Annotated in this window: 24 protein-coding genes; 8 read left to right on the top strand and 16 right to left on the bottom strand. The window is 43.1% G+C overall.

Translation table 11 applies throughout. From position 1 onward, the window contains the following. Positions 1 to 11 precede the first annotated feature (11 nt). The 5 genes from DCO17_RS03530 to DCO17_RS03510 are packed head-to-tail and all read right to left on the bottom strand — an operon-like array spanning position 12 to position 2,884. Positions 12 to 227: a hypothetical protein gene (locus tag DCO17_RS03530; protein ID WP_173955427.1), complete on the bottom strand. Its 216-nt coding sequence runs from the start codon at positions 225 to 227 to the stop codon at positions 12 to 14. 14 nt (positions 228 to 241) lie between these two features. After that, on the bottom strand, positions 242 to 1,459 hold the full coding sequence (locus tag DCO17_RS03525; RefSeq protein ID WP_254598810.1) for a polyhydroxyalkanoate depolymerase: 1,218 nt from the start codon (positions 1,457 to 1,459) through the stop codon (positions 242 to 244). After that, positions 1,456 to 1,734, bottom strand: a complete 279-nt coding sequence (locus tag DCO17_RS03520; RefSeq protein WP_173955426.1) for a hypothetical protein — start codon at positions 1,732 to 1,734, stop codon at positions 1,456 to 1,458. The genes DCO17_RS03525 and DCO17_RS03520 overlap by 4 nt, the downstream gene beginning before the upstream one ends. A 47-nt stretch (positions 1,735 to 1,781) precedes the next feature. Beyond that, the gene (locus DCO17_RS03515; protein WP_173955425.1) at positions 1,782 to 2,222 is read right to left on the bottom strand and encodes a cupin domain-containing protein; all 441 of its coding nucleotides are present in this window, start codon (positions 2,220 to 2,222) and stop codon (positions 1,782 to 1,784) included. A 2-nt stretch (positions 2,223 to 2,224) separates the two neighbouring features. Next, positions 2,225 to 2,884, bottom strand: coding sequence for a glutathione S-transferase family protein (locus tag DCO17_RS03510; protein ID WP_173955424.1), 660 nt, complete (start codon positions 2,882 to 2,884; stop codon positions 2,225 to 2,227). 173 nt (positions 2,885 to 3,057) lie between these two features. Between DCO17_RS03510 and DCO17_RS03505 the strand changes: the two genes are divergently transcribed. Genes DCO17_RS03505 through DCO17_RS03495 form a run of 3 tightly spaced genes read left to right on the top strand, consistent with a single transcriptional unit; the run spans position 3,058 to position 10,023 of the window. Further along, positions 3,058 to 6,465 (top strand): transglutaminase family protein, encoded by a 3,408-nt coding sequence (locus DCO17_RS03505; RefSeq protein ID WP_173955423.1) that lies wholly within the window; start codon positions 3,058 to 3,060, stop codon positions 6,463 to 6,465. An 11-nt stretch (positions 6,466 to 6,476) separates the two neighbouring features. After that, a complete protein-coding gene (locus DCO17_RS03500) occupies positions 6,477 to 9,089 on the top strand; it encodes a circularly permuted type 2 ATP-grasp protein (protein ID WP_173955422.1) in 2,613 nt (870 codons plus the stop codon). Positions 9,090 to 9,099: 10 nt separating this feature from the next. Continuing rightward, a complete protein-coding gene (locus tag DCO17_RS03495; protein WP_173955421.1) occupies positions 9,100 to 10,023 on the top strand; it encodes a transglutaminase family protein in 924 nt (307 codons plus the stop codon). On the opposite strand, the gene DCO17_RS03490 is transcribed toward DCO17_RS03495, so the two are convergent. From DCO17_RS03490 to DCO17_RS03475, 4 genes are all read right to left on the bottom strand, one after another. Continuing rightward, positions 10,010 to 10,348, bottom strand: coding sequence for a P-II family nitrogen regulator (locus tag DCO17_RS03490; RefSeq protein ID WP_173955420.1), 339 nt, complete (start codon positions 10,346 to 10,348; stop codon positions 10,010 to 10,012). The genes DCO17_RS03495 and DCO17_RS03490 overlap by 14 nt on opposite strands. A 767-nt stretch (positions 10,349 to 11,115) precedes the next feature. Further along, positions 11,116 to 12,420, bottom strand: a complete 1,305-nt coding sequence (locus DCO17_RS03485; RefSeq protein WP_173955419.1) for a hypothetical protein — start codon at positions 12,418 to 12,420, stop codon at positions 11,116 to 11,118. After that, on the bottom strand, positions 12,417 to 12,791 hold the full coding sequence (locus DCO17_RS03480; RefSeq protein WP_173955418.1) for a hypothetical protein: 375 nt from the start codon (positions 12,789 to 12,791) through the stop codon (positions 12,417 to 12,419). The genes DCO17_RS03485 and DCO17_RS03480 overlap by 4 nt, the downstream gene beginning before the upstream one ends. Before the next feature lie 103 nt (positions 12,792 to 12,894). Next, the gene (locus tag DCO17_RS03475) at positions 12,895 to 14,043 is read right to left on the bottom strand and encodes a DUF723 domain-containing protein (RefSeq protein ID WP_173955417.1); all 1,149 of its coding nucleotides are present in this window, start codon (positions 14,041 to 14,043) and stop codon (positions 12,895 to 12,897) included. A 136-nt stretch (positions 14,044 to 14,179) separates the two neighbouring features. Between DCO17_RS03475 and DCO17_RS03470 the strand changes: the two genes are divergently transcribed. The 4 genes from DCO17_RS03470 to DCO17_RS03455 all read left to right on the top strand — a co-directional run bounded on the left by DCO17_RS03470 (position 14,180) and on the right by DCO17_RS03455 (position 15,927). Further along, on the top strand, positions 14,180 to 14,596 hold the full coding sequence (locus DCO17_RS03470; RefSeq protein ID WP_173955416.1) for a MarR family winged helix-turn-helix transcriptional regulator: 417 nt from the start codon (positions 14,180 to 14,182) through the stop codon (positions 14,594 to 14,596). A gap of 68 nt (positions 14,597 to 14,664) precedes the next feature. After that, positions 14,665 to 15,054 carry a tautomerase family protein gene (locus tag DCO17_RS03465; protein ID WP_173955415.1) on the top strand — a complete coding sequence of 130 codons (390 nt, stop codon included), beginning with the start codon at positions 14,665 to 14,667 and terminating at the stop codon, positions 15,052 to 15,054. 104 nt (positions 15,055 to 15,158) lie between these two features. Next, positions 15,159 to 15,356, top strand: coding sequence for an antitoxin VbhA family protein (locus DCO17_RS03460; protein WP_173955414.1), 198 nt, complete (start codon positions 15,159 to 15,161; stop codon positions 15,354 to 15,356). Then, positions 15,334 to 15,927 carry a Fic/DOC family protein gene (locus DCO17_RS03455; RefSeq protein WP_173955413.1) on the top strand — a complete coding sequence of 198 codons (594 nt, stop codon included), beginning with the start codon at positions 15,334 to 15,336 and terminating at the stop codon, positions 15,925 to 15,927. The genes DCO17_RS03460 and DCO17_RS03455 overlap by 23 nt, the downstream gene beginning before the upstream one ends. 300 nt (positions 15,928 to 16,227) lie before the next feature. Here DCO17_RS03455 and DCO17_RS03450 read toward each other — a convergent pair whose 3' ends face one another. Next, a complete protein-coding gene (locus DCO17_RS03450; protein ID WP_173955412.1) occupies positions 16,228 to 17,403 on the bottom strand; it encodes an HD domain-containing phosphohydrolase in 1,176 nt (391 codons plus the stop codon). A 380-nt stretch (positions 17,404 to 17,783) separates the two neighbouring features. Here DCO17_RS03450 and DCO17_RS03445 point away from each other — a divergent pair, with 380 nt between their 5' ends. After that, positions 17,784 to 18,335 (top strand): GGDEF domain-containing protein, encoded by a 552-nt coding sequence (locus DCO17_RS03445; RefSeq protein WP_173955411.1) that lies wholly within the window; start codon positions 17,784 to 17,786, stop codon positions 18,333 to 18,335. Positions 18,336 to 18,338: 3 nt separating this feature from the next. Here the strand turns inward: DCO17_RS03445 and DCO17_RS03440 are convergent, their stop codons facing one another. From DCO17_RS03440 to DCO17_RS03415, 6 genes are all read right to left on the bottom strand, one after another. After that, the gene (locus DCO17_RS03440; RefSeq protein ID WP_173955410.1) at positions 18,339 to 18,629 is read right to left on the bottom strand and encodes a hypothetical protein; all 291 of its coding nucleotides are present in this window, start codon (positions 18,627 to 18,629) and stop codon (positions 18,339 to 18,341) included. Between the two features lie 74 nt (positions 18,630 to 18,703). Continuing rightward, positions 18,704 to 19,285, bottom strand: a complete 582-nt coding sequence (locus DCO17_RS03435; protein WP_173955409.1) for a hypothetical protein — start codon at positions 19,283 to 19,285, stop codon at positions 18,704 to 18,706. Beyond that, on the bottom strand, positions 19,282 to 20,583 hold the full coding sequence (locus tag DCO17_RS03430) for a glycosyltransferase family 2 protein (RefSeq protein WP_173955408.1): 1,302 nt from the start codon (positions 20,581 to 20,583) through the stop codon (positions 19,282 to 19,284). Before DCO17_RS03430 ends, DCO17_RS03435 begins: the two co-directional genes overlap by 4 nt. Positions 20,584 to 20,798: 215 nt before the next feature. Continuing rightward, complete coding sequence (locus DCO17_RS03425; RefSeq protein WP_173955407.1) at positions 20,799 to 21,584, bottom strand: substrate-binding domain-containing protein; 786 nt, start codon at positions 21,582 to 21,584, stop codon at positions 20,799 to 20,801. 42 nt (positions 21,585 to 21,626) lie between these two features. Next, the gene (locus DCO17_RS03420; protein WP_254598808.1) at positions 21,627 to 22,634 is read right to left on the bottom strand and encodes a Bug family tripartite tricarboxylate transporter substrate binding protein; all 1,008 of its coding nucleotides are present in this window, start codon (positions 22,632 to 22,634) and stop codon (positions 21,627 to 21,629) included. Positions 22,635 to 22,659: 25 nt separating this feature from the next. Then, the gene (locus DCO17_RS03415) at positions 22,660 to 23,091 is read right to left on the bottom strand and encodes a VOC family protein (protein WP_173955406.1); all 432 of its coding nucleotides are present in this window, start codon (positions 23,089 to 23,091) and stop codon (positions 22,660 to 22,662) included. Positions 23,092 to 23,173: the final 82 nt, after the last annotated feature.

The raw sequence follows: 23,173 nt of genomic DNA, 5'->3' as shown, positions 1-23,173 counted from the left end.
TATAAAACCTTTTATGCCGCAATCAAAAGATCCCCTAATTCCATCTTTTCCCACCAAATAAAAGGCAACAAGTAAACAGGTTCCCCAGCATCCTGCAAAATTTCTAATGAGCCATCATTGATTTTGTTTGCAACATATTTTCCTGGTTGAAGCGATAGAGAACCTCTATCAGTTCCATCATTGCGCCGCATCCTCGCAACTATCCCATTAGTGATATAGACAACCATGATTCCCTCCCGATTTAAAGAGCCGATTGAATGTGGTTACGAACAACGGGATATATTTGTGTATCCCAGCGCTTACCGTTAAATACACCGTAATGCCCCACACCAGCCTGAAGATGGTGTGACTTCATGTAGCCCGGCAGACCACTACAAAGATCTTGGGCAGCCAATGTTTGTCCTATGCCACAAATATCATCCCTTTCTCCCTCCACCGTCAGGAGAAAAGTTTTTTTTATTAGCCTTGGATTAACCAATCTACCATGGTATGTCAACCTTCCCAAAGCAAGGTCTCGATCCATAAAAACTTTTTGGATTGTTTGCAGGTAAAACTGGGCAGATAAATCCATGATGGCAAAGTACTCCTCATAAAACTCATGAATAGCGTCAGCCTTCTCAGTCTCACCGCTAATTCGGTATTCGTAGAGCTTACGAAACGATTCCGCATGACGATCTGGATTCATGCTCATAAATGCCATTAGCTGCAAAAAGCCTGGATATACTTTTCGACCCGCACCTCCAAAAGGTTTTGGTATCTCTCCGATAAGCTTTTCTTCAAACCATGATATCGGCTTGCTACTTGCTAACTCATTTACCTTAGTAGGATTTTGACTGACATCAATTGGGCCAGCCATCAGTGTCAAACTTGCTGGCACATCAGGACTTTTATCTTCGGACATGATTGCTGTAGCAGCAAGGCAGGCTACCGTTGGCTGACATACCGCCATGAGATGAGTTTGCGGACCAATAAACCGCAGAAAATGAATAATATGTTCTACATAAGAATCAAATTCAAATTCACCGCAGCTCAGAGGTATATCGCGAATATTGAGCCAATCAGTGACATACACATCATGATCTCGCAATAGGGTTCTAATAGTGCCAGCCAAAAGAGTGGCGAAGTGCCCTGACATAGGCGCTACCAACAATATCTTCGGCTGACCCTCAACAGCAGGTTTATTAAAGCGCACCAAATCACAAAAATGGGTTGAGTGCACCTTTTCTTCTCTTACAGCTTGCTCTATGCCGAACGAATCAATTACAGAATGAATCTTAAAATCTGGCCTCGTGTGCGTAAAACCAAGCAATGCAATTTGTTCATAGTGCGCCGAGAGCCGTTGTAGCGGATTTAAGCTGAGATTACCAAACCAATTATTGGAAACACGCTCTGATGCTTTCGCAAATATTCGAATAGGATCATGCAGGTTTGCAAAGGTTTGGTAAGCCTTGTACATCATTTATAAGAACCGCTCTCAATGTGGCGTAGCGCTCGCTCAGTGGTTTTTAAAGTGGGATCAAATACCCTGCTTAGGGAAACATCATTCGCAATGATTGCCGCTGTTTGTGCTGCTTGTGCAGAAATAATGGATAAATTGACAAAACCCGCAACGTTAAAGATTTTAAGAAGGTCTAACTCTTGTATATCTACATCCGAGAATTCATCCGCCTCAATCTTCTTATAAAGATCTCGGTAATACTCACGCATGCCATCAAGCTCTTCTGCCAACGTCATAATCCGCTGAAACAGCACCGTAAAATCGGAGGTCAGTGAATTCTTACTCAAGACTTCCATGGGGTAACTCCAGGAACATCTGCTGGCCCCTTAGCCACTGGAACCGTTTCAAAATCCGCAGGTCCTACAATTTCTAGATACTCCATATCTGGCGAGTAATCAAATAGATAGTGAGCAATCCCAGGCATTTGATGCACGACATCGCCGGCCTCAACTAATGTGACCTTATCTTCATACATGAACTTTGCCCAACCCTTGTTCATGATGACAATTTGAAATTCAGCTACGTGATAGTGCCAGCCAGTACCATCAACTGGTGGTTTATTGGCTTTAACCAAATGGGCAATTACTTTTCCCTTGGTTGCTTTTGCCACTCCCAAATCGCGGTATAAGAAAAAGTCTCGTAAGCCACCTGGCAAAAACTGCGTATCTGCTGGCTTTACATGAGAAAAATCAGTATCACTTTTAAATTTAACGGGTGCGTTCATGATCAAAACTCCACTTCAAGTTCTTCAATATCATCGGGTTCTTCAAGGGCGCCCATCACCCATTCCTTCATCTCAGGCATTGCCATGATGTGATCACAGTACTTCTCACATGTCTTATCAAGCGCTACGTGATAAGTCAGGAATCTGGTAACAACCGGTGCAAACATGGCATCGGCTAGCGTGGGATCTTTACCAAACAAAAATGGACCACCATAGCTTGTAAGGCAGTCTTGCCAAATGACCACTATGCGATTGATATCAATTTGTGCTTTTGACCAAACCTTAAATGATGCAAACTTTGCCTTAATGTTCATTGGCAATGAAGCACGCAGAGCTGAGAATCCAGAGTGCATCTCGCCGCATACAGAGCGACAATGTGCTCTAGCAATAGGATCTTTTGGTAATAGATGAGCGCCTGGCTTAAGCTCATTCAAATATTCGCCAATAGCCATGGTGTCCCAAACTCGACATCCATCATGATCCAACCGAGGAACCAGAATTGAGGGTGAGAGAAGTAATAACTCTGCTCTGTTATCAACATCATCTGGTGACACCACTATTTCTTGAAATGGCAATCCAGAGAGTTTGAGCATGAGCCAACCCCGCAAAGACCATGATGAATAGTTTTTGCTACTGATCGTCAAGGTAGTTTGATTGGACATATCCACTTTCAGAGGGAGTACAACTACAACTTATTCCTTCTGCATTGGGAATTCTGGCCTTAATGCCCTATTTTTGACGTCTTTTGTCCAATTTTGGGCATTTTCAGATTTACCGCACTAGTCTTGTGCGAAGCAATTCTGCACCCTTATAGTGAACTTATAGACTTTGAATCATGTCTATACATGCTGCGCTCCATCACGTCACCGAATATAACTATGACCACCTAGTGGAACTGGGGCCGCAAATAGTTCGCCTACGTCCAGCGCCTCATTGCCGCAGTCATATTCTTTCTTACTCACTTAAGGTGGAGCCTGAAGGACATTTTGTTAACTGGCAACAAGACCCCTACGCCAACTATCAGGCGCGCTTAGTTTTTCCTGAAAAGGTAAAGAAATTTAAGGTAACCGTTGATCTTGTGACTGAGATGGCGGTATACAACCCTTTTGATTTCTTCTTGGAACCTGACGCTGAGAACTATCCGTTTAGCTATAATTCAGAATTAAAAAAGGAATTGCGCCCCTACTTAGGTAAGATGCGCAACGCTACTTTAAATAAGTATTTAAAAACTATCGATCGCAGCAAAATGCGAACGATTGATTTTTTAGTCAAGCTAAATCAAAAAGTTCAACGCGACATTAATTACCTCATTCGCATGGAGCCTGGCGTTCAGACTCCCGATGAGACTCTAGATTTACAAAGCGGATCCTGTCGTGATTCAGCATGGTTAATGGTGAATTTATTACGCCTAAGCGGTTTAGCCGCTCGCTTTGTATCTGGATACCTGATTCAATTAAAGCCAGATGTCAAAGCCTTAGATGGCCCTAGTGGCACAGAGGTGGACTTCACAGATCTGCATGCATGGTGCGAGGTCTATTTGCCTGGTGCAGGCTGGATTGGTTTAGATCCAACCTCTGGACTATTTGCCGGTGAAGGCCATATTCCAGTTGCCTGCACCCCAGAACCTTCAGGTGCAGCTCCAATTGAAGGTGGTGTTGATAAGTGCGAAGTAGACTTTAAGCACACGATGGAAGTCACAAGGATTTATGAATCACCTCGAGTGACAAAACCCTATACAGAAGAACAATGGCAAGCCATTGTGGAGCTTGGTCATAAAGTTGATCAGAAATTAGAAGCTGGTGATGTACGTCTAACTATGGGCGGAGAGCCAACCTTCGTTTCTATCAATGGTCGTGATGAGCGCGAGTGGAATGTCGATGCGCTAGGACCTACAAAGCGTGGTTATGCAACGGATTTAGTGGAGCGCCTACGCAAACAATATGGTGATGGTGGTTTCTTGCACTTTGGACAAGGCAAATGGTATCCGGGTGAACAGTTACCTCGCTGGGCACTTTCGATTTACTGGAGGGCTGATGGTCACCCAATCTGGAAAAACCCAAAACTCTTTGCTGATGAACGTGATCCCATTACCTACACCAACAAAGATGCAGAAAAATTTGTCTATACACTTTCCAAAAATCTAGGGCTTGCTGATAAGTTTATTGAGCCTGCCTACGAAGATGTTTTTTACTACCTCTGGCGCGAATCTAAACTGCCAGTCAATGTCGATCCATTTCAGTCGAATTTAGATGACGAGATGGAACGCACCCGCTTAAAACGCGTCTTTACTCAAAAATTAGATTCCGTAATTGGTTATGTATTGCCGATTGAAGCAGGTCAAGCTCAGAACTACTTCGACACCCATTGGAAAACTGGTCCCTGGTTTTATCGCGAAGATCGCCTATATCTTTTACCCGGAGATTCTCCGATGGGCTACCGCTTACCTTTGGACTCGCTGCCCTGGACCAGTAAAGCGGATTACCCTTACATGATTGAGCAAGATCCGTTTGCGCCTAGACCACCATTGCGAACAAGCGCGCCAGTAGTTCAGCAGCATCAAACATTAATCAAAAAATCCTTGGGCCCTTCTAGTGGCTCTGGTAATTCTATCTGGAGCCAATCTCAAGAAAGCCGCAGTCCACTTCGCCAAGAGTCTGCTGCCTGGATCACCAGGACAGCGTTATGCGTCGAGACTCGTGATCCAATGCGCGCTAGCGGCCCTGATGCCGAAAACAAACATGGCGGCAAAAATGGTGCCCTCTATGTATTCATGCCACCACTGGCCAGACTAGAGGACTATCTAAATCTACTAGAAGCTGTGGAAGCTACAGCTGATCAATTGCAGTTTCAAATCGTGATTGAGGGATATCCACCTCCACGTGATCCAAGATTAAAAATATTGCAAGTTACTCCTGATCCAGGTGTTATTGAAGTCAACATTCATCCAGCTCATAACTGGAATGAGTTGGTCGAGCATACTGAGTTTCTCTATCAGGCCGCCTTTGAGTCTCACCTATCTGCCGAAAAATTTATGACCGATGGCCGCCATACTGGCACAGGTGGTGGTAATCACTTTGTGATGGGTGGCGCCACACCAGTCGATAGCCCTTTCTTACGCAAACCCGAGCTCTTGGCAAGTTTGATTTTGTATTGGCACAATCATCCGAGCCTGAGTTATTTATTTAGCGGCATGTTTATTGGCCCAACGAGTCAAGCACCGCGAGTCGACGAAGCGCGTAATGATCAGCTTTATGAATTAGAAATTGCTCTTAAAGAGATTCATGAAAATCGTAAGAAGTATGGCGCAAGCATGCCACCCTGGCTGGTTGACCGAACCCTGCGTAATATATTGATCGATGTGACAGGCAATACCCACCGTAGCGAATTTTGTATCGATAAGATGTATTCACCCGATAGCCAAACTGGTCGGTTAGGACTACTTGAATTACGCGCTTTCGAGATGCCGCCTCATGCGCGCATGAGTATCGTTCAGCAGCTACTGATTCGCGCACTGATCGCCCGTTTCTGGGATGAGCCCTATTTAGCACCAGCAACACGCTGGGGCACCGAACTTCATGACCGCTGCCTGCTACCAACATTTATCAAGATGGACTTTGATGACGTCATTGAAGAGATGCAACGCCATGGCTATGACTTTAAGCCTGAATGGTTTGCACCACACCTCGAGTTCCGCTTCCCACTCATTGGTCAAATCCAAACCATGGGTACTGAAATCACCATTAGAAATGGTCTTGAGCCATGGCATGTGATGGGCGAGGAAAGTACGGGTGGCGGGACCGCACGATATGTTGATTCTTCTATTGAACGTATAGAGGTGCGCGTGACAGGACTCAATCAAAGCCGCTACACCATTACCTGCAACGGAAAACCATTGCCGCTACAACCGACTGGCACAGCTGGAGAGTACGTTGCGGGAGTAAGGTACAAGGCCTGGAATCCCCCATCAAGCCTACACCCCAGCATTGGCGTTCATGCACCTCTCACCTTGGATGTTGTTGATACTTGGATGAAGCGTTCTGTGGGTGGCTGCCAGTACCATGTTGCCCATCCCGGCGGCCGAAATTACGACACCTTCCCTGTGAATGCTTATGAGGCAGAAAGCCGTCGTCTTGCTCGCTTCTTCCGCATGGGTCATACGCCTGGACCGATAGAGGGAGTTCAGTCTAATATTGAAATTAGTGCCAGCAAAGAGTTCCCATTTACCCTTGATATGCGTCGATGAGACAATAGCTTGTGGATCCTTCTCAAGCAAATCCTCCGATTTCTGTAGACACCCTCCCTTTGGCGGATGAGATAGCTCGTTTAGCCCCACATGCAAAAGCCGGTCATTTTGACGAACTCCGAGGTCACTCCCAGGATCTATTGCCACACTGGAAAACGTTTTTTGAGCAGCTTGGGCCATCTGGGCTGTCTGATTTAGACCAACGAACGCTTGAGCTCAATCGCCAAGTTCGTGATAACGGCATTACCTATAACGTCTATGCCGATGAATTTGGTCCGCAGCGCCCATGGTCGGTAGATCTATTCCCCTTAATTATTAATCCTGATTCATGGCAAGAGATTCAGGCAGGAGTTTTGCAAAGAGCAAAACTCCTTGAGGGCATCATGCAAGATATTTATGGGCCGCAAACTTTGCTTAAGGAAGGATTCATTCCTCCGGCACTTATTCATGGTCACCCAGGATATCTGAGGTCAATGTATGGAGCAAACTTTCATGGCCGTAAGTATCTGCATATCATTGCCTTTGATTTAGCAAGATCTCCAGATGGTAAATGGTCTGTTTTGTCACAGCGCACCCAAGCTCCCTCTGGACTGGGCTACTTACTAGAAAACAGAAACTTAATTTCTCGTCAGTTCCCCAAGGCTTATGAGCAAATGAACGTTGCCCATTTAGCGAATGCCTATCGCGATTTAATTGATGCATTAAAGCTAGAAAGTCCTGCGGGGTCGAATGTCCATATTGCCCTTCTAACTCCAGGCCCATACAACGAAACCTATTTTGAGCATGCTTACCTTGCTCGTTACCTTGGATTAACCTTAGTTGAAGGTGGAGACCTTACCGTTCGAGATCAACGCGTTTACTTAAAAACAGTCCGTGGCTTGGAACCGGTTGATATTCTCCTAAAACGCTTAGATGACGCATTTTTGGATCCCCTTGAATTACGCTCTGACTCGACTTTAGGGGTTCCTGGTTTACTACAAGCCATCCGCGCTGGCAATGTGATTTTGGCAAATGCTCCAGGCTCTGCCTTTTTGGAGTCCCCTGCGCTTCTTGGTTTTTTACCTGCCATCAGCGAGCGTCTACTGGGCGAGCAAATTCAACTACCTGCAATGGATACCTGGTGGTGTGGCGAGCGAGCAGCATTGGAAGCAGCGATTCCAAATTTGGGTCGTAGCGCAATTAAACCAACATACCCTAAAGGTAGCGGGCACCAAAATTACGAGTCAGTTCTTGGCGGCGACCTTACGCAAACTCAATTAGATGAATGGGTTGGAAAAATTACTCGGCAGCCTGATGAGCATACAGTTCAAACCTACATACCACTGGCACAAATGCCAACCTGGTTGAATGCCTTCAATCTCAATGATGCGTCACTAATAGAGCCACACTCTTATATGTTGCGAGTATTCGCCCTGAGCAACGGCGAGAATAGTTGGCAGGCTTTACCAGGAGGTCTTGCCCGCATTGCTAGCGATGATTCAGGTATCGCCTCCATGCAACGCGGCGGAAGTAGCGCTGATGTCTGGGTACAAACCAATCAATCCGCTATCAATATTGAAGAAAATTCTCAGCAAGCAAACCAACCTAAAGAATTAACCATCCGTAAACGCATGGTTACCAGTCGTGCAGCCGAAAATTTATATTGGTTTGGCCGATATACAGAGCGTAGCGAGAATATCCTACGCCTAGCTAAACTGTATCTTGAAAATATCAATAGCGAATACACTCCATCTCGATCTTTATGGTCATGGCTTGAGTATCTCTGCCACCAATATGGCCTAGTACCCGAGGGCGTCCCAAGTAATTTTGACCAAGGCGACATTCGCCATCGTATTTTTGAGAGAACCTTAATTGACTCGCTTAACAACAGCAAAAATGTCACTAGCGTAGGATTTAATCTCAATGCAATGAAACGTACTGCATCAAATGTGCGTGAACGACTCTCAACTGAGCAATGGAGCGCCATTAATCACTGTATTGAAAACTTTCAAAAAGATTGCCATAAGGCTGCCACCTATCACGACTTTTCATCCTCTTTAGCGATTGACGCTCTGGGCCAAGTCAGTAGCTCTCTAGCTGCCATTACGGGCGCCCAAACTGATCGCATGACGCGTGATGACGGCTGGCAGCTCCTCTCGATAGGTAGACACATAGAACGTTTGTCGTTTTTCACAACGGTGCTGGACTCTGCAATTCAAATGGGATTATTGTTTAACCCAAATGTTGATGGCTCTGGATATACCGCGCTACTGAATTTATTTGACAGCACCATTACCTTCCATGCCCAGTACCAGCAGAGCCGTGATATAGCACCGCTGATCAGCCTGTTAGTAATGGACGATGAGAATCCCCGTTCCTTGGCATGGGTCAGCAAGGCTCTACGAGCTCGATTATCTAAATTAGCAGGCACTGAGCGCGACAACCCGGATGAGCTCACTCGTAGTGTGACGAATTTGCAAAATTTCGATCTACTGAAGCTATCCACAGCAGATGCTTATGGTAATTTTTCGGACTTGAGAAACTGTTTGCATGCCGTTTCTCAATCAGCCTGGAATGTCTCTGATGCAATTAGCGCACGCTACTTTAATTTGATTCATACCCAAGAGTACACAGTTCAGATATAAGCACAACTTTATGTTGCTCGAAATTATTCACGAAACCCAATACGACTATGATCCGAGCGTTGAAATTGCGCAGCATTTTGCTCATCTAAAGCCAGCCTCGGTTCAAAGTCAGCAGGTTCTGGAATCAGAGATTCAAGTGAATCTAAAACCTGCTTGGTCAGAAGAGAGCCTAGATAACTATGGAAATGTACGGACTTTCTTTTCTCTACAAAATCGACATAGCGAGTTGTTAATCAGCGCTAAATCATTGATTGAAACCAATGGAAACTTTCAATCAGGACCTAAACCGCAAGATACGCCCGCCTGGGAACTGGTGCGCGAATACTTTCGCTATCACTCCAAAAGCAAATGGGATGCTGCATCAGAATTTTTATTTAGCTCTCCGTTTGTGGAAATTCGCTCAGAATTCTATGAGTTTGCTAGAGCAAACTTCACGTCAGGACGTCCAGTACTAGAAGCTGCAATTGATTTAACCCAGAGAATTTATGGTGAGTTTCACTATGTCAGCAAAAGTACAGATATTGGTACACCCGCACTCGAAGCTTTAAATAATCGAAAAGGTGTCTGCCAGGACTTTGCACATATTCTGATTGCGTCTCTTCGTAGTATTGGACTACCAGCCAAGTACATCAGCGGCTATATCCTTACCAACCCACCCCCAGGTCAACCACGCCTAATTGGTGGCGACGCCTCTCATGCATGGGTTTCTGTATATGTACCTAATATTGATTCAAATGGAGATTTAACAGGTGGAAATTGGTGTGACTTAGATCCCACAAATAATCGCTGGGGATATATCTCACCTGGTGAAGACTATGTTCTTCTCGCTCAGGGTAGGGACTATGCAGATGTGTCCCCCATTCGCGGGGTTATTCATGGCGGGTCAGATCACAAACTAGATGTTGCAGTTACAGTCCGGCCTATAGAGCGTTAGGACCCCTCTCTCCAGTACGAATACGAATGACCTCAGTGATCGGATGCACAAAAATTTTCCCATCACCAATTTTTCCGGTGTAGGCTGCCCGAGAAATTATTTGCAACGCATCTTCCAGCAGCTCATCGGCAACTGCTACTTGAATTTTTAATTTCAAGATAAAGTCAATGATGTACTCGGCACCACGATAAAGCTCGGTATGTCCTTTCTGACGACCAAATCCTCGCACATCATAAGATGTCATTCCATTAACACCTATTTCGGCAAGAGCCTCATGAACTTCATCTAACTTGAAAGGCTTAATAATTGCAGTGATTAGTTTCATAATTCGCCATAAGATCGGATCATTGCATTGCACAAAAATTCTTACAAACTCATTAAACAACCAATTAGGGAGCAATAGTAAATTTTTTGCACTTGAGTAGTGCAATTCATAATATTGAATCTTATTGTGGCACTAAGACTCATTTTGGTGCAGAGTATTAGCAAAAGCGTGCATCTAGTTATTTGTTTCTAATAATTAAGAAATATGCTTTGGCATGCGTATCAGAATTACACATGGGCTTATCCTTGATGCTTATTCAAGCAGCAAGACTCATCTTGCTCAGATATTATTTCCCGCTGGAGAATATTTTGCGAATTTCACTCCCGATGGAAAGATTGAAATCTTGAACTCTGGAGTAAGTAAGGCTCAATTTTCTTTTTCCCAATTTAGAGAAAAACTTTCATTAGGCGAGTTCGTGCTTATCGAAAGTTAGTACTGAGACATCAAATCCGACCTACAGATTCGAACTTTGCACCTAAATGCAATCGCACAGTCAATCGCACAGTCATTTTTTGGCCCTACAAACTATTGATTTATATGGGTTTTTAAAGAGCCACGACTTCTTTTAATCCGTTGGTCGCGAGTTCGAATCTCGCCCGACCCACCAGTTATACAAAAGCCTCTAGAGATATCTAGGGGCTTTTTCTTTGGGGCTATGGTGAATGTGGAGACTGTGTGAGCTCAATAGGTGATCTATTGGACCGATATGGGTGGGGATGGATAACGCTGGAATGTCGTGGGCGTCTTCTTAAAGAATGTTAGCGAAATTATTCCTCTTCAGGCAATGATTTCAGGAAATTTGGATATGGCGATAAATCAGTAATTCCACAAAAAATTGCAACCTCATGAATAATTGGATGGTCAATACATGAGCGATATCTCAGGTATGTTTGATTATGACCTTCTATGCCTTTTAACAAAAAATCAATTGATTTTGAATCAAAGCTATCTATATAAGGCTTAACAAACTTAGAAAAGTTAGCATCAGCCGAATCAAAATTAGGACTCTCATAATAAATTTTTGATCCAAGCCTAAAGACTATTTGCCGTAATTGATCGTTTTTATCGCAACCGCGGACAACTTTGACAAAATCCTCGCCAGTCATTTCTTTAAGCTGCGAGTAGTCATACTTACATAGCTGACTTATATGATCTGCATAAGATAAATTTAGAAAAATTGATTTGGAAAATAGCACTCCGGAAGCCTTGGCAAATGTTTCTATTAGCGTTTTAGCGGCATCTGACAAGATATCGAATACACGGGGAGCATCACCCAAAAAATTAACTAGACACAACAATTGATCGCTTCCTGCAGATATTTCACTGAAATAATCAACATTTCTTTTAATCACTTCATGAAAAGTGCGCGGACTTCTTTCATACAGCAACCCCAAGCAACGAAGATTAATATCTCGATTTGCATCTACCTCTAAATTTGAGCTTCTGAAGCAGAACTTCCATAATGCTTTTATCAAGTCCTCTTCGATCGCTGGAGCAAGATGTCCAAAATACTTGGCATTTAAATACTTCCTTAATCCAATCTCATCAGGCAAAAGGTCTTTTTTAGAAGCCATATCCTGAACAAATTCATGAACGATTTTCTTAGAAAAAATTGGCGGCTTTAATAAAACCCCTTCTAAGGTATTTCTAATTAATGCTCTAACAGTCTCTTTATTAGGAGAAAAAAGTAGATTTTCTCCACTCAAAACTGGATGAGCGGACAGATGTCGATACTTTTGCAAATTCTGAATTGACTGATAATCCGAGGCCTCAATAAGATGAAGTCTTTTATATACCTCATCAACCAAATACATTTCCCACTCTGGATTAGCATGGTTAGTGCTTTGTTTTTTTAGCACCCCGTCCAAGATTGAGCTTGCAATTTGATCTTGATAAAGATCCTTTAGGGAGTGAAGTTTGTATATCAGATCTGAAATCAAAACAGACCAGAGCATTACAGTCGCGGATCGGTAATTTTTATTTATAAATGAGCCGAGTACCTCGCTAAAGTACTCTCTTGTCCTTGAATCGTAAATTTGCTCAGCCGCTAAGTCTATTGAAAAATCACTCATAGCAATTTACAAGTCCCAAAAGCAATTCCACCACGGCCATTATTCTCAACAAACTTCATATCGGGAAAGAGTTGGATGTCGAATTGGCTTCTAAATAGATAAAACTTCTTATAGCCAACATGTTTATCGACCTCTACCCTGTCGATATCGTAAGAGTCACAAGTTACCTTATTGTCATTTGGCTTAATACTGCATCTATCAACCTTAGGCTTCTCTGAATCATGGATCCTGGCTGAGAACTTGTATTTCTCCATTTGGGCTGGCTGATAGACATTCTCAAAATCTAGCTTTTTAGTAACGGTACAGTCGTAACTAACAGCATTGGCAAGACTAGTTACGAGTGAGAACGCTAGAAATACAAGGTATTTCATTAAATGCCTTTGGTAATAGGTGAATCAGTCCAGTTTAGTTATGAAATTCTTAACTGTCTAGCCAAACACATAAGATGTCGGGTAACCCGACAAACCAGGTGCTCTATTCATCCAAATCAAAAGACTCTTGAGACCATTGCTTGAAATATTTAAGCCCTACCTCGTTTTCAAGACCTAAAACATCTCGAACAAATAACTCCGTATTGCCTGCACCTACCAGCACATCAGGCCCGAGATATTGATCATCTTCAAATTCACGAAGAATCCTTAATTCCTCCTGTGCCGCATCAGCCCCTTGGTCAAATTGCCATATTTTTAGGGTTCGGATTCTCTCAAGGTCTATAGATGGAAATCTCTTATGAACTGAAAGATTGGTAATACCTATCTTATATAGAGTCTCATTGCTATCTGTTAGTACCGCAAGGTAGTAAAGGGTAGCAGGTTTAGTTTGATCAAATCCAGAAACAGCACATCCGGGGCAACCAGACCCTCTTGAATGATTGATTGGTGACTGCCAAAAGGAACCATGCTCGGAGCAAATAATCTCAACCTTTTCCAAGGCGGTCACATAGTTGACTTTCGAATAGTCGTAACGATCTCCATGAGTTAACCAAGCCGCTCTAATAAAGTCTTCTGTAGTTAATCTACGTTTATCTGCGCTAGCGATATCGCTGCATTTGGAGCAATTAACCCCATTAATATGACTGGATGGTGTTTGATAAAAGGCTCCGTGTTTTGAGCAAATGATTTTGACTTTGGTTAACGCATTTGTGTAATCAACTTCTGAATAATCATATCTATCACCATGCATCGCTTTTGCGTCTTGTAAAAAACGCTCTAAAGAATGGCCAAGCTTTTGAGCGGTAGATTCACGCCCACAACTGGGGCAGTTAAAGCCCCTTAAATGAGACATTACCCGCTGGCTAAAAAATCCATGCTCTGGACAAAGAATCCTTACCTTGTCCTCAACGCTTTTAAAACTTACAAGGGCATAGTCATAGCGATTGCGATGCAATATCTGTGCACGAATTATGAAACTTGTAAGACTTAAAGGCCTATTCCCCCCACAAGCTCGACAACCACGGCCAATATTGTGATTTGCTGGTCTTTGTTGAAATTCTCCATGTATGGGGCAAATAATCGTGACATCTTTAATGGCGGCTATATAAACGGTCTTTGAGTAGTCGTACTTATCTCCGTGAACCTCACGGGCACGTCTTATGAAATCGGCAGTTGTGACTTTTTTGGACAAGGAGCGCTTAAATCAGGGTTATTTGGTCTTATATGCCCATCCTACTTCAAGATTGCTATGGACAGAAGTGTCACGTAACGAGACACCTGGAAAGATATAGTTGCATAGCTAACTAAACTAGTCTAAACTAACCCTCATGTTTGAACAATGCCTCTATTTCAACACCACCAGCCTAGCTAGGCAGCTAGAGCGGGAATGGACTAGCGCATTTAAGCCTTTTGGTCTTACTCCCTCTCAAGCCTTCATGCTCAGAGTCGTTCTGGATAAAGCCCCTTTATTGCAAAGTGAACTTGCTGTAGAGATGAACATCAGCCGCCCCACTGCTACTAGAGGCTTGGACGGCCTAGAGCGTTTAGCGCTGATTAAACGGGTTGCCTCCAGTAAAGATGGGCGTGAACAGGAAATTCACCCCACTAAAAAGGCCCTTGAGATGAAAAACGCCATTAACGCAGCAAGTGGTGCTGTTACCAAGCGTCTAAAGAAAGTATTGGGCACCAACCATTTTGAGGAAGTTGTAGGACAACTACGAGGAATTAGTTCTGCCCTGAAGTAACTGGGCTTTTTTATTTCCCTAATAGTTGCATAGCTAATTAGTTTGATTAATTTTTAAAGGAGAAACACATGCCAATATTGAATGTTAAAGTCAGCGGTCAAAAAAATGTCGCTACGACCAAAGCTATTCATGAATTATTGCTTGATCTTACTCATCGTATTTTGGGTAAAAAGAAGGAAGTAACAGCAATTGCTATTGACTACGCTGATCCTGAGTGCTGGATGGTTGGTGGAAAGCTATTGAGTGAACAAGGCAAGAATAGCTTTTACTTTGATATCAAGATTACCGATGAAACTAATACCAAGGATGAGAAAGCCCAGTACATCAAGGAAGCTTTTGAAGGATTTGAACGGATCTTAGGCAATCTTCATGAAGAAAGCTATATCTACGTGCAAGATGTCAGAGCAGCAAGCTATGGCTATGGTGGTAAAACCCAGGAATATCGATACCATCAATAACATCCAAAATACAGCCATAATTCCTTGAAATATCAGGAGTTTATGGCCAGATTATTGAATAGATTTCCCTAGGAAATCCACGTTAAATCCTTTAAAATGTACTCATGCCAACGAAATTCGCCACCCAATCTCAAGTTCGCCAATACAGCGTTTCCAACGCCGTGGCTTCTGCTCGAATTGAGGGCATTATTCCCACCAAACAGTTAGCGCAAAACCTCACGGATTACGTTGCTGGCAAAAAGACTATTGCGCAATTAATCGAAGAAACCAAACAACGGTATGTCACGCTACGACGCGGATGACACCTACTGCTACCCAGGTACGGATGTACTTCGAAATAAAGCAGAAATAACTAACGCAAATGAATTGGACGCCTACGAAGGTGAGCTATCTACTTTGCGCTCAATTGAAATCATAGAAAGTCCTGTATCAGGAAAATTTGACCTAGCCCATCTGCAGAACATCCACTTAGCGCTTTTCCAAGATGTATATGACTGGGCTGGAAAGATTCGCACTGTAGATATTAGTCGTGGAAATAGTCGTTTTGCCAATGTGCGATTTATTAAATCTGCAGCAAACGAGATCTTTAATAAGCTGGCTCGAGAAAATCGCCTAAAAGGTCTAGATGCCAACGATCTATCAAAAAGATTAGCCCATTATCTATCTGAGATAAATGCCCTTCACCCTTTCCGAGAGGGAAATGGTCGCGTACAACGCCTATTTATCTCCCAACTAAGCGAAGAGGCTGGCTACAAACTTGATTACTCAGACTTAGAACAAGAACAAATTTATCGGGCAATGGAATTAGCTTTCAATGGCGACGAATCGATTCTTGCCAATCTCATCTTGGAACGCTTGGAGAGCGATAAATAGGTTTAGGCAATGTGCTGGCCTGTCTAATCCAATCTACATTCTTTAATCCGTTGGTCGCGAGTTCGAATCTCGCCCGACCCACCAGTTATACAAAAGCCCCTTGAGAAATCTAGGGGCTTTTTCTTTTGAGACTCGTTAAATTTACTGACCGTGTGGGCTCAGTAGGCGATCTTGCGGAGGTTAATTGAGTCAGGATGAAAGGCACTGGGTGACCGCGGGCCACCATAGGCGTCTCAAGGGATATTCAAGTGTCAAGTAACGTGACTCTTGGGCACATGGAATGTCGGGTTAAGGACAAACTCAACTCTTTCTCACTAAGCCTTGCAATAACCCTTGCTGATAGAGTTTATTTGCCGCTAAAACTACACTAGCATCAAGAGTTTTCCCAGATTCCGCAAGGATCAACTCCATTGCCCTATCCAATCCCAATGCAGGTCGATACGGCCTAAAAGCAGACATTGATTCAAGAGTATCGGCTACCGCAAGAATTTTTGCCTCTAACAATATTTGGTCGCCTTTAAGGCCCAACGGGTAACCAGAGCCATCAATTCGCTCATGGTGCTGCCTAACGATTTCAGCAATAGGCCAAATGAAGGGAATCTCTTTTAGCACTTTATAGCCACTGTTGACGTGATCTCTCAATATAAAGTGCTCATGATCCGTCAGAGCTATAGGTTTCATTAATATTTCAGCTGGAATAGAAATCTTGCCAATGTCATGAACTAATGCGGCCAACTTTAACCCGTGAATTTGATCTTCACTACAACCCATTTCTTTAGCAATAGCCTCAGAGATAATAGCTACCTGATGTTGATGTCCAGAAGTATAAGGGTCACGTAACTCCATAGTGGTGGACATTGCTCCAACCATTGCTTCTAAGGAATTAATTAATCTTTTTTGAGAAGCCTCAGTTTGAATTTTTTCTTTTTCCAGCTCAAACTCTTTTTGCAAACTATCAATGCCGTATGAAACCTCATCGGCCAAGCCCTCAAAAAGATGGATTTCTGGTTGCGCAAAGGCATCTGGAATGCTCGCATAAACAATCAGCGATCCTATTACCTTTTCGTTCAGAATAAGTGGGACAGCAACACAGCTTTTGATCCCATGAGATTTAGCACGATCTCTCCATGGTAAAAATGAAGGATCCGTGGCGCAGTTATTAATAATCTTGGGTTTGCGCGTGCGAATAGCAGTTCCCATGGGACCTCGACCACTCGGAAGGGTCTCATCCCAACTTACAACTATTCCATCTGCATAAGCACTGGCTGATCCTGAGACACCAGCCATGAGCAACTCTTTTGTATGGTTTTCTTTAATTAAGCCAACCCAAGAAACTACATATGGAAATTGATTGGTAATGCCTTGACATACGCCTTCAACCAACTCTAGTTGTGACTTAGCTCGCAATAAAACTTTAATGGCATTTGTATAAGCTGCCAAAGCCCAGACTTGCTTTTCTAATTGAATATCACCCATTGTCTAATGTTAGCGGATAAGTGCTTTTGAAGCGAATTCCATTTGCTATTGACGGGCATAATCCAATGTGCGAAATTCTAAAGACAGAAGCCATTACAACCGACAGCCTGATGATCACCATAGCACTGATCCTATATTCACTATCTCTAATAACCCAAGCTGGAACAGCCTTCTTTGCGTTTCTATTGGCTAAAAAATCTCCTTCGCCATTTAAATGGGGTTGGATATTTTTAGGTATTGGCTTATTCCTGATGCTAGGGCGAAGAATTAGCCCAATTGCTTCCATATTGGAAACAAGTCATTTCAATCTCTTAGACTCGATACTTTCCTTGCTAATATCTACCGCTCTTTTAATTGGTGTTATTGGAATTCATCGGTTAATGTCCAGAATCAATTCGGATAATGATCTATTAATAGCGCTATCCCAAATTGACCCCCTTACTAAATGCCTAAGCCGCACAGAGTCACTTTATAAGCTCTCCAATGAAATTAAACGGTCCTTTAGATCTAAAAATCACCTTTCAATACTTGAGATAGATATTGATCGCTTTAAATTGATTAATGACGAGCATGGTCACGCTATTGGAGACGAGGTACTTTGCTCCCTAACAAGGTCCATTAAGAACCTACTTCGCGTGAATGATCATCTAGGACGCATCGGTGGCGAAGAATTCATTGTTATCTTGCCGGAAACAAATCAAGAGTCTGCCAGCATTATTGCCGAACGCATACGCAAAGAGATTGAACAAACTACTAATTTCGCACAAACCAGCAACCGTCCTGTCAGACTTACAATTAGCATTGGTATTGCAACACTCATTCCAATCGACTCAATCTATTCAATAGATAGCCTAGGGATCAGTTTGCTCAAACAGGCAGATGATGCAATGTATAGAGCTAAAAATAATGGGCGGAATCAAATTGCGCTTTGAAAACTAGAACGGGAAAATAAGCTCTTCCATTACATAACGATAAAAGTAATTTGGGCCTAAGAATCCTGCGGATTTTCCATAGCCTGCCCTAGTTTTAAAGTAATAGCTATCCGATGCTACAGGGCTAGTAGCAGCCAATTCATAAAGTTGTGTAGTTGTACTGGGATCTTGATTTACAGCTTGCCTTCCAAGACCTGCTGTGCCACTAACCACCCATCCTTCCATACGTTTTCTAAAGCCAAAGGCAACCATGGTCTCGTTATACGTTGAAGGGTTGAAATAATTATTAGCCACATTGATATTGGTATCGCGGTACTGACGATACCGTAACTGGGCCGTTAATCCATACTCAGGAATTAAATCATAAATTAGCTTTGCTCTAAATGTGGGCCTTGTATTTGTATCTGAAAGTACATATTGGCACCCATGGCCACGAGTGATAATCGCTCAATAATCTGCTGTTCAATGCTTGCCCCGCCCAGCGTGTAATAAATTCCATTATTTAAAGAGTTCTGTGTTTCAACTCGATCACGGTTCAGCAATACCTCTAGCTTGGTGGTGTCTGTTGCTCGAAAACCATAGTTGCTATCTGTCGTTATTAACTGATGGCCATTTTCAGTGTTATATCCAATATTAAGGTTGTATCCAAGCGCTGTTCGTGGATTGATCGACTTGGTTAGCAAGGTGTATTGCTCAGCCGAAGAATTCCACGAGCCCTGCGTGAAGTAATTATGTTGATAGGTAATGCCCGTATATTTCTCACCATGCTCATATAATGGCAAATACCCCGCACGGTATTTATAGGTAGAGAAATTTTCGCTATCAGACGCTATATAAACATCAGGCACTGAAAGTGCTTGCTTAGTTTGTTCTGGGCTGTCTTCAGCCCACGCTATTGGCACCCATAGCATGAATATTAAATAACCATATAGAGATGGATATCGTTTCATTTTGTTCCCCATGTTTTCTTTAAATTGAGGAATTCTGAAAAATAACCATAAACACAGGCAGGCTGAAGAACCAATCCATATGCAAACACATAGAAGACAAACCCAAAAATATTTCGTCTCACATGCAGATGTTCTGCTTCAAACATTTTTTGACCCCTAAGGTACATCTGCCAGTTAAGCAAGAATGCCATTGGTAGCAACGTCAATGTCATTGGACCAACGATCCAATAGATACCAAAACATGCCAAAACTAACCCCGGTATAAAGCCAAGCGTATAAGCAATATCCATCAAAGGAAACATGGTATTCCACCATACATACAAGGTTGTTAATCTTGGCTTAAACAAAATCAGTGGGTTTTCTTTGAAGGCCTCGATCAGCCCCCGTGACCAACGCTGTCTTTGTTTAATAAATTTATTGAGCGTATTAGGGCAATCCGTAAATGCAAGCGCATCTTCTGCATGACCCACCCGATGACCTGCCAACAATATCTTCCAGGTTAATACAATATCCTCACCAACCATCTCTGGCCAACCACCCAGCTCTTGAACTGTTTTTCTGTCGTACAGAGAAAAAGCGCCCTGTGCCACCAATGTTCCTTGAAATAATGATTGAATGCGCTTAACCGTTGCGATCCCCAAAAAGTAATCCCACTCTTGCGCCTTAGTAATCCAATTTTCTCGAGAATTGCGTATTAGAATTTCGCCTGCGACAGCTTTAGTATCCGTAGGATCTGAAAGATAGCGGCCTACTAGATGCCGAATTCCATCTTTCAAAATATAACTATCAGCATCAATTGAAATCAAGATATCAGTTGTACATTTTGCTAAACCCTTATTTAATGCCGCAGCCTTACCACCGTTCTGCTCCAGATCAATCAATTCAAGATTTGAATGTTCTCGTTGAATGTTCTTAACAATTTCTGCAGTCTGATCATGGGAGCCGTCGTTGATAACAATAATCCTCACATCAGCCGGGTAATCCTGTTTAAAAATTCCTACGAGCGTTTCCTGTATGACAGATTCTTCATTAAAAGCAGCAATAAGAATTGTTACTGGCGGATAGTGTTGATCTGCAATCACCTTGGGTCGCTTATCCAGCAGCATTGCAGCTGCGACAAAAGCATTCATAAATCCAGGAATGATTGCTATAAATGTAATTAGAAAGTACGCTAGAAATTTGCCAATTTGCAAAGAGAGGTCTTGATACCATGGCGCAGATAGCCATAAAGAACAACTTAACCAAATTAATGAGAAGGTGAGTGAGAGTAAGTACTTGGCTTTTACCGAAAAATACATAAGCCCTTGGTAACTGTTATTAATTGCTCAGTTTATGATCCTCTTACAACCAAAACAAGGACTTTGTAGACAATCAATCACCTTGATTGATGTGCATCAATCTCGCCCCCATAGATGCGGGCTTGCTAGATATTTTTATCGGGTAACCCGACAAACATTGCAATCCCCAACAAATTACGGGTGCCAAGTTGCAATACAACAACATGGAATTTCATTTATCTTGCGGGAATCAAACCCGCTTTCGAAATCACTGGCCCCATGCTGGGAGCGCTTAAAAATTGAATCAATTCCGACGCACCTTTGGCCTGAATCGAATTGCTCGTGACGCCAGCCGCAAAACTAAAGCCTGGTTGCATTGCTTTTGGGATAGGGCCTAAGTAAGTAATGCCTGGTGTATGAATAATTTCGCTAACCTGCTGAAAACCTATCTCAGCTTCACCGCGAGCGACGACCGCAGCAACAGACTCACCGGAAGGAGGGCCGCGAACTTTAATACTTTTATCCTTAACCTGATCCTGGATTCCCAATTTACCGAACATCTGGTTAGCGATGTATGTACCACTACCGCTATCCGAATAGGCGATTGATTTTGCCGCCAAGAGTGTTTTTCTAAATTGCTCCACGTTACTGATATCCAGTTTTGGCGTCCCCTGCTTTATGGCAGCCCCAATCTGAGAAAAAGCCAAAATAGCTATTGAATCTGGTTTAACAAATCCAAGCTTTGCCAAATTTTCAGCAGATTCGCCGTCCAAAATAACCAGGTCGGCCTGCTGCCCACCCGCAAGACGCGTGGGAATCGCCTCAGGTGAATCGCCAATGGAGGGACCACGGGTTGTAATTAATTTGTAGCCTGTTTGTCTTTCAAATTCTGGGGCCATTTGCTCGTAAACCCCATAAAATCCAGCCGATATCATCACCCTTAAATCAGCCGCAAATACTTGAGCAGCAAAAGTTGCTATACCAACACAGAACCAAAATTGCCGCAGAGCTTTAATTATCATTAGGACTCACTTTTGAAAATTTCAAATCAGCTAACCATCTAGTTAAGTAGCGTCGACTTCAATGCCACGATCTTTCACAAGTTTTTTCCATTTAGACGCATCCTTGTCTATGAAAGCAGTAAATTGTTGCGGGGTCATTGGCATTACTGTTAATGTTTCGGCCTCAAACTTAGATACCACCTGCGGATCTTTAAGAACCTTATTCATTTGAACATTGAGTGTATTCACAATGTGAGCCGGGATTCCAGCTGGACCAGATATACCATACCACTGTAAGCTCGAAAACTCAGACATACCGAGCTCAGCAAAGGTTGAAACCGTAGGTATTTGTGGCATACGTAGTTGCGAGCTAACTGCCAATGCTTTTAATCGGCTTGCTTTAATAAATTGCAACGCAGCAATCAAGCCTGGAAACGCCATATCAGTTCTACCCGCCATCACATCAACCATGGCGGGCCCAATGCCGCGATACGGGACATGCAAAAAAGGAATGCCTGTTGCAACACTTAATTGCTCAACCAAAAGATGTGAAGACGTTCCAGGTCCCGCCGAACCATATGTTGCCGGCTTACCTCGCTTCTTGAGTTCAGCAAGCAAACTCTCCATTGAGTTGGCTTTGCTTAATTCGGGACCAACGACCAACACATTCGGCGACCCGCCAACCATTCCCACATGGGTAAAATCTTTCATCGTGTCATATGGAAGATTGCGTATAGCCGGATTAGTGCCATGAGTACTAATATTCACAATCATAAAGGTCTGTCCATCAGGAGCAGCCCTAGCCGTTGTGAGGCTGGCAATTGTTCCACCACCGCCACCCATATTCTCAGCAATAAATGGGGTACCCATTGCCTGAGATAATTTATCCGCCATCGTACGAGCAATAAGATCCAACCCCCCACCAGGCTGAGCCGGAATAATAATTTTAATGGGCTTGCCTGTTGGCCATACCTCTTTAGCCTGTGATGTCGCCGCACCAATTAATGCCAATCCAACTCCGCCAATACCCATTTGCAATATGGATCTGCGGCCTGCAGATATTTGACTCATTTTGATCGCCAATGAGATATGGCGATTAAGCCAATACTTTTCCGTGGACACCAGCACTTAAAGTTTTTGCCTCCCAACGCTCCATGGGAACTACCTCAGCAACTGGACCGCCTGGCGAGCGAAACTTCACAGGCAAATGACCAGGCTCAGTCAAGATCACGCCGCCATTGGCTTTAATCTCTTTAATAAAAGCATCAAGATCTTCAACCTCCATTCCAATATGATGTATACAAGGTGCTGGACCAGCAAAATCAGCTTCATCCGCATTAGGTGTTTCATAGTGAATCAAAGTTAAATCCATGTATCCATCTGTCATATGACAGGAAATATGATCGCCATGCTTTCCTTTCCGTAGAACGGTATTGACATGTTTGTAGCCAAATACGGTCTCATGAAATTTTCTAGATTCCTCTATATCCAATACGCGCATTGCAATATGTTTAATCAAATTCGACATAAATCAACTCCCTTGTGGTTTTGGTAATTTAAGTACATTCATATTAATCATATATATGATTAATATGAATGTCAAAAAATAG

The organism is Polynucleobacter tropicus, assembly GCF_013307225.1.
GTDB lineage: Bacteria > Pseudomonadota > Gammaproteobacteria > Burkholderiales > Burkholderiaceae > Polynucleobacter > Polynucleobacter tropicus.
This window is presented reverse-complemented; position numbering and strand designations above follow the sequence as displayed.

Excerpts from the sequence above, each read along its gene's own strand:
- DCO17_RS03515 (WP_173955425.1), bottom strand. The coding sequence starts at position 2,222 with ATGAACGCACCCGTTAAATTTAAAAGTGATACTGATTTTTCTCATGTA.
- DCO17_RS03530 (WP_173955427.1), bottom strand. The coding sequence starts at position 227 with ATGGTTGTCTATATCACTAATGGGATAGTTGCGAGGATGCGGCGCAAT.
- DCO17_RS03425 (WP_173955407.1), bottom strand. The coding sequence starts at position 21,584 with ATGATAATTAAAGCTCTGCGGCAATTTTGGTTCTGTGTTGGTATAGCA.
- DCO17_RS03465 (WP_173955415.1), top strand. The coding sequence starts at position 14,665 with ATGCCAATATTGAATGTTAAAGTCAGCGGTCAAAAAAATGTCGCTACG.
- DCO17_RS03525 (WP_254598810.1), bottom strand. The coding sequence starts at position 1,459 with ATGATGTACAAGGCTTACCAAACCTTTGCAAACCTGCATGATCCTATT.
- DCO17_RS03480 (WP_173955418.1), bottom strand. The coding sequence starts at position 12,791 with ATGAAATACCTTGTATTTCTAGCGTTCTCACTCGTAACTAGTCTTGCC.
- DCO17_RS03470 (WP_173955416.1), top strand. The coding sequence starts at position 14,180 with ATGTTTGAACAATGCCTCTATTTCAACACCACCAGCCTAGCTAGGCAG.
- DCO17_RS03450 (WP_173955412.1), bottom strand. The coding sequence starts at position 17,403 with ATGGGTGATATTCAATTAGAAAAGCAAGTCTGGGCTTTGGCAGCTTAT.
- DCO17_RS03510 (WP_173955424.1), bottom strand. The coding sequence starts at position 2,884 with ATGTCCAATCAAACTACCTTGACGATCAGTAGCAAAAACTATTCATCA.
- DCO17_RS03445 (WP_173955411.1), top strand. The coding sequence starts at position 17,784 with ATGTCCAGAATCAATTCGGATAATGATCTATTAATAGCGCTATCCCAA.
- DCO17_RS03495 (WP_173955421.1), top strand. The coding sequence starts at position 9,100 with ATGTTGCTCGAAATTATTCACGAAACCCAATACGACTATGATCCGAGC.
- DCO17_RS03505 (WP_173955423.1), top strand. The coding sequence starts at position 3,058 with ATGTCTATACATGCTGCGCTCCATCACGTCACCGAATATAACTATGAC.
- DCO17_RS03415 (WP_173955406.1), bottom strand. The coding sequence starts at position 23,091 with ATGTCGAATTTGATTAAACATATTGCAATGCGCGTATTGGATATAGAG.
- DCO17_RS03485 (WP_173955419.1), bottom strand. The coding sequence starts at position 12,420 with ATGAGTGATTTTTCAATAGACTTAGCGGCTGAGCAAATTTACGATTCA.
- DCO17_RS03430 (WP_173955408.1), bottom strand. The coding sequence starts at position 20,583 with ATGTATTTTTCGGTAAAAGCCAAGTACTTACTCTCACTCACCTTCTCA.
- DCO17_RS03420 (WP_254598808.1), bottom strand. The coding sequence starts at position 22,634 with ATGAGTCAAATATCTGCAGGCCGCAGATCCATATTGCAAATGGGTATT.
- DCO17_RS03455 (WP_173955413.1), top strand. The coding sequence starts at position 15,334 with ATGTCACGCTACGACGCGGATGACACCTACTGCTACCCAGGTACGGAT.
- DCO17_RS03460 (WP_173955414.1), top strand. The coding sequence starts at position 15,159 with ATGCCAACGAAATTCGCCACCCAATCTCAAGTTCGCCAATACAGCGTT.
- DCO17_RS03520 (WP_173955426.1), bottom strand. The coding sequence starts at position 1,734 with ATGACGTTGGCAGAAGAGCTTGATGGCATGCGTGAGTATTACCGAGAT.
- DCO17_RS03490 (WP_173955420.1), bottom strand. The coding sequence starts at position 10,348 with ATGAAACTAATCACTGCAATTATTAAGCCTTTCAAGTTAGATGAAGTT.
- DCO17_RS03435 (WP_173955409.1), bottom strand. The coding sequence starts at position 19,285 with ATGAAACGATATCCATCTCTATATGGTTATTTAATATTCATGCTATGG.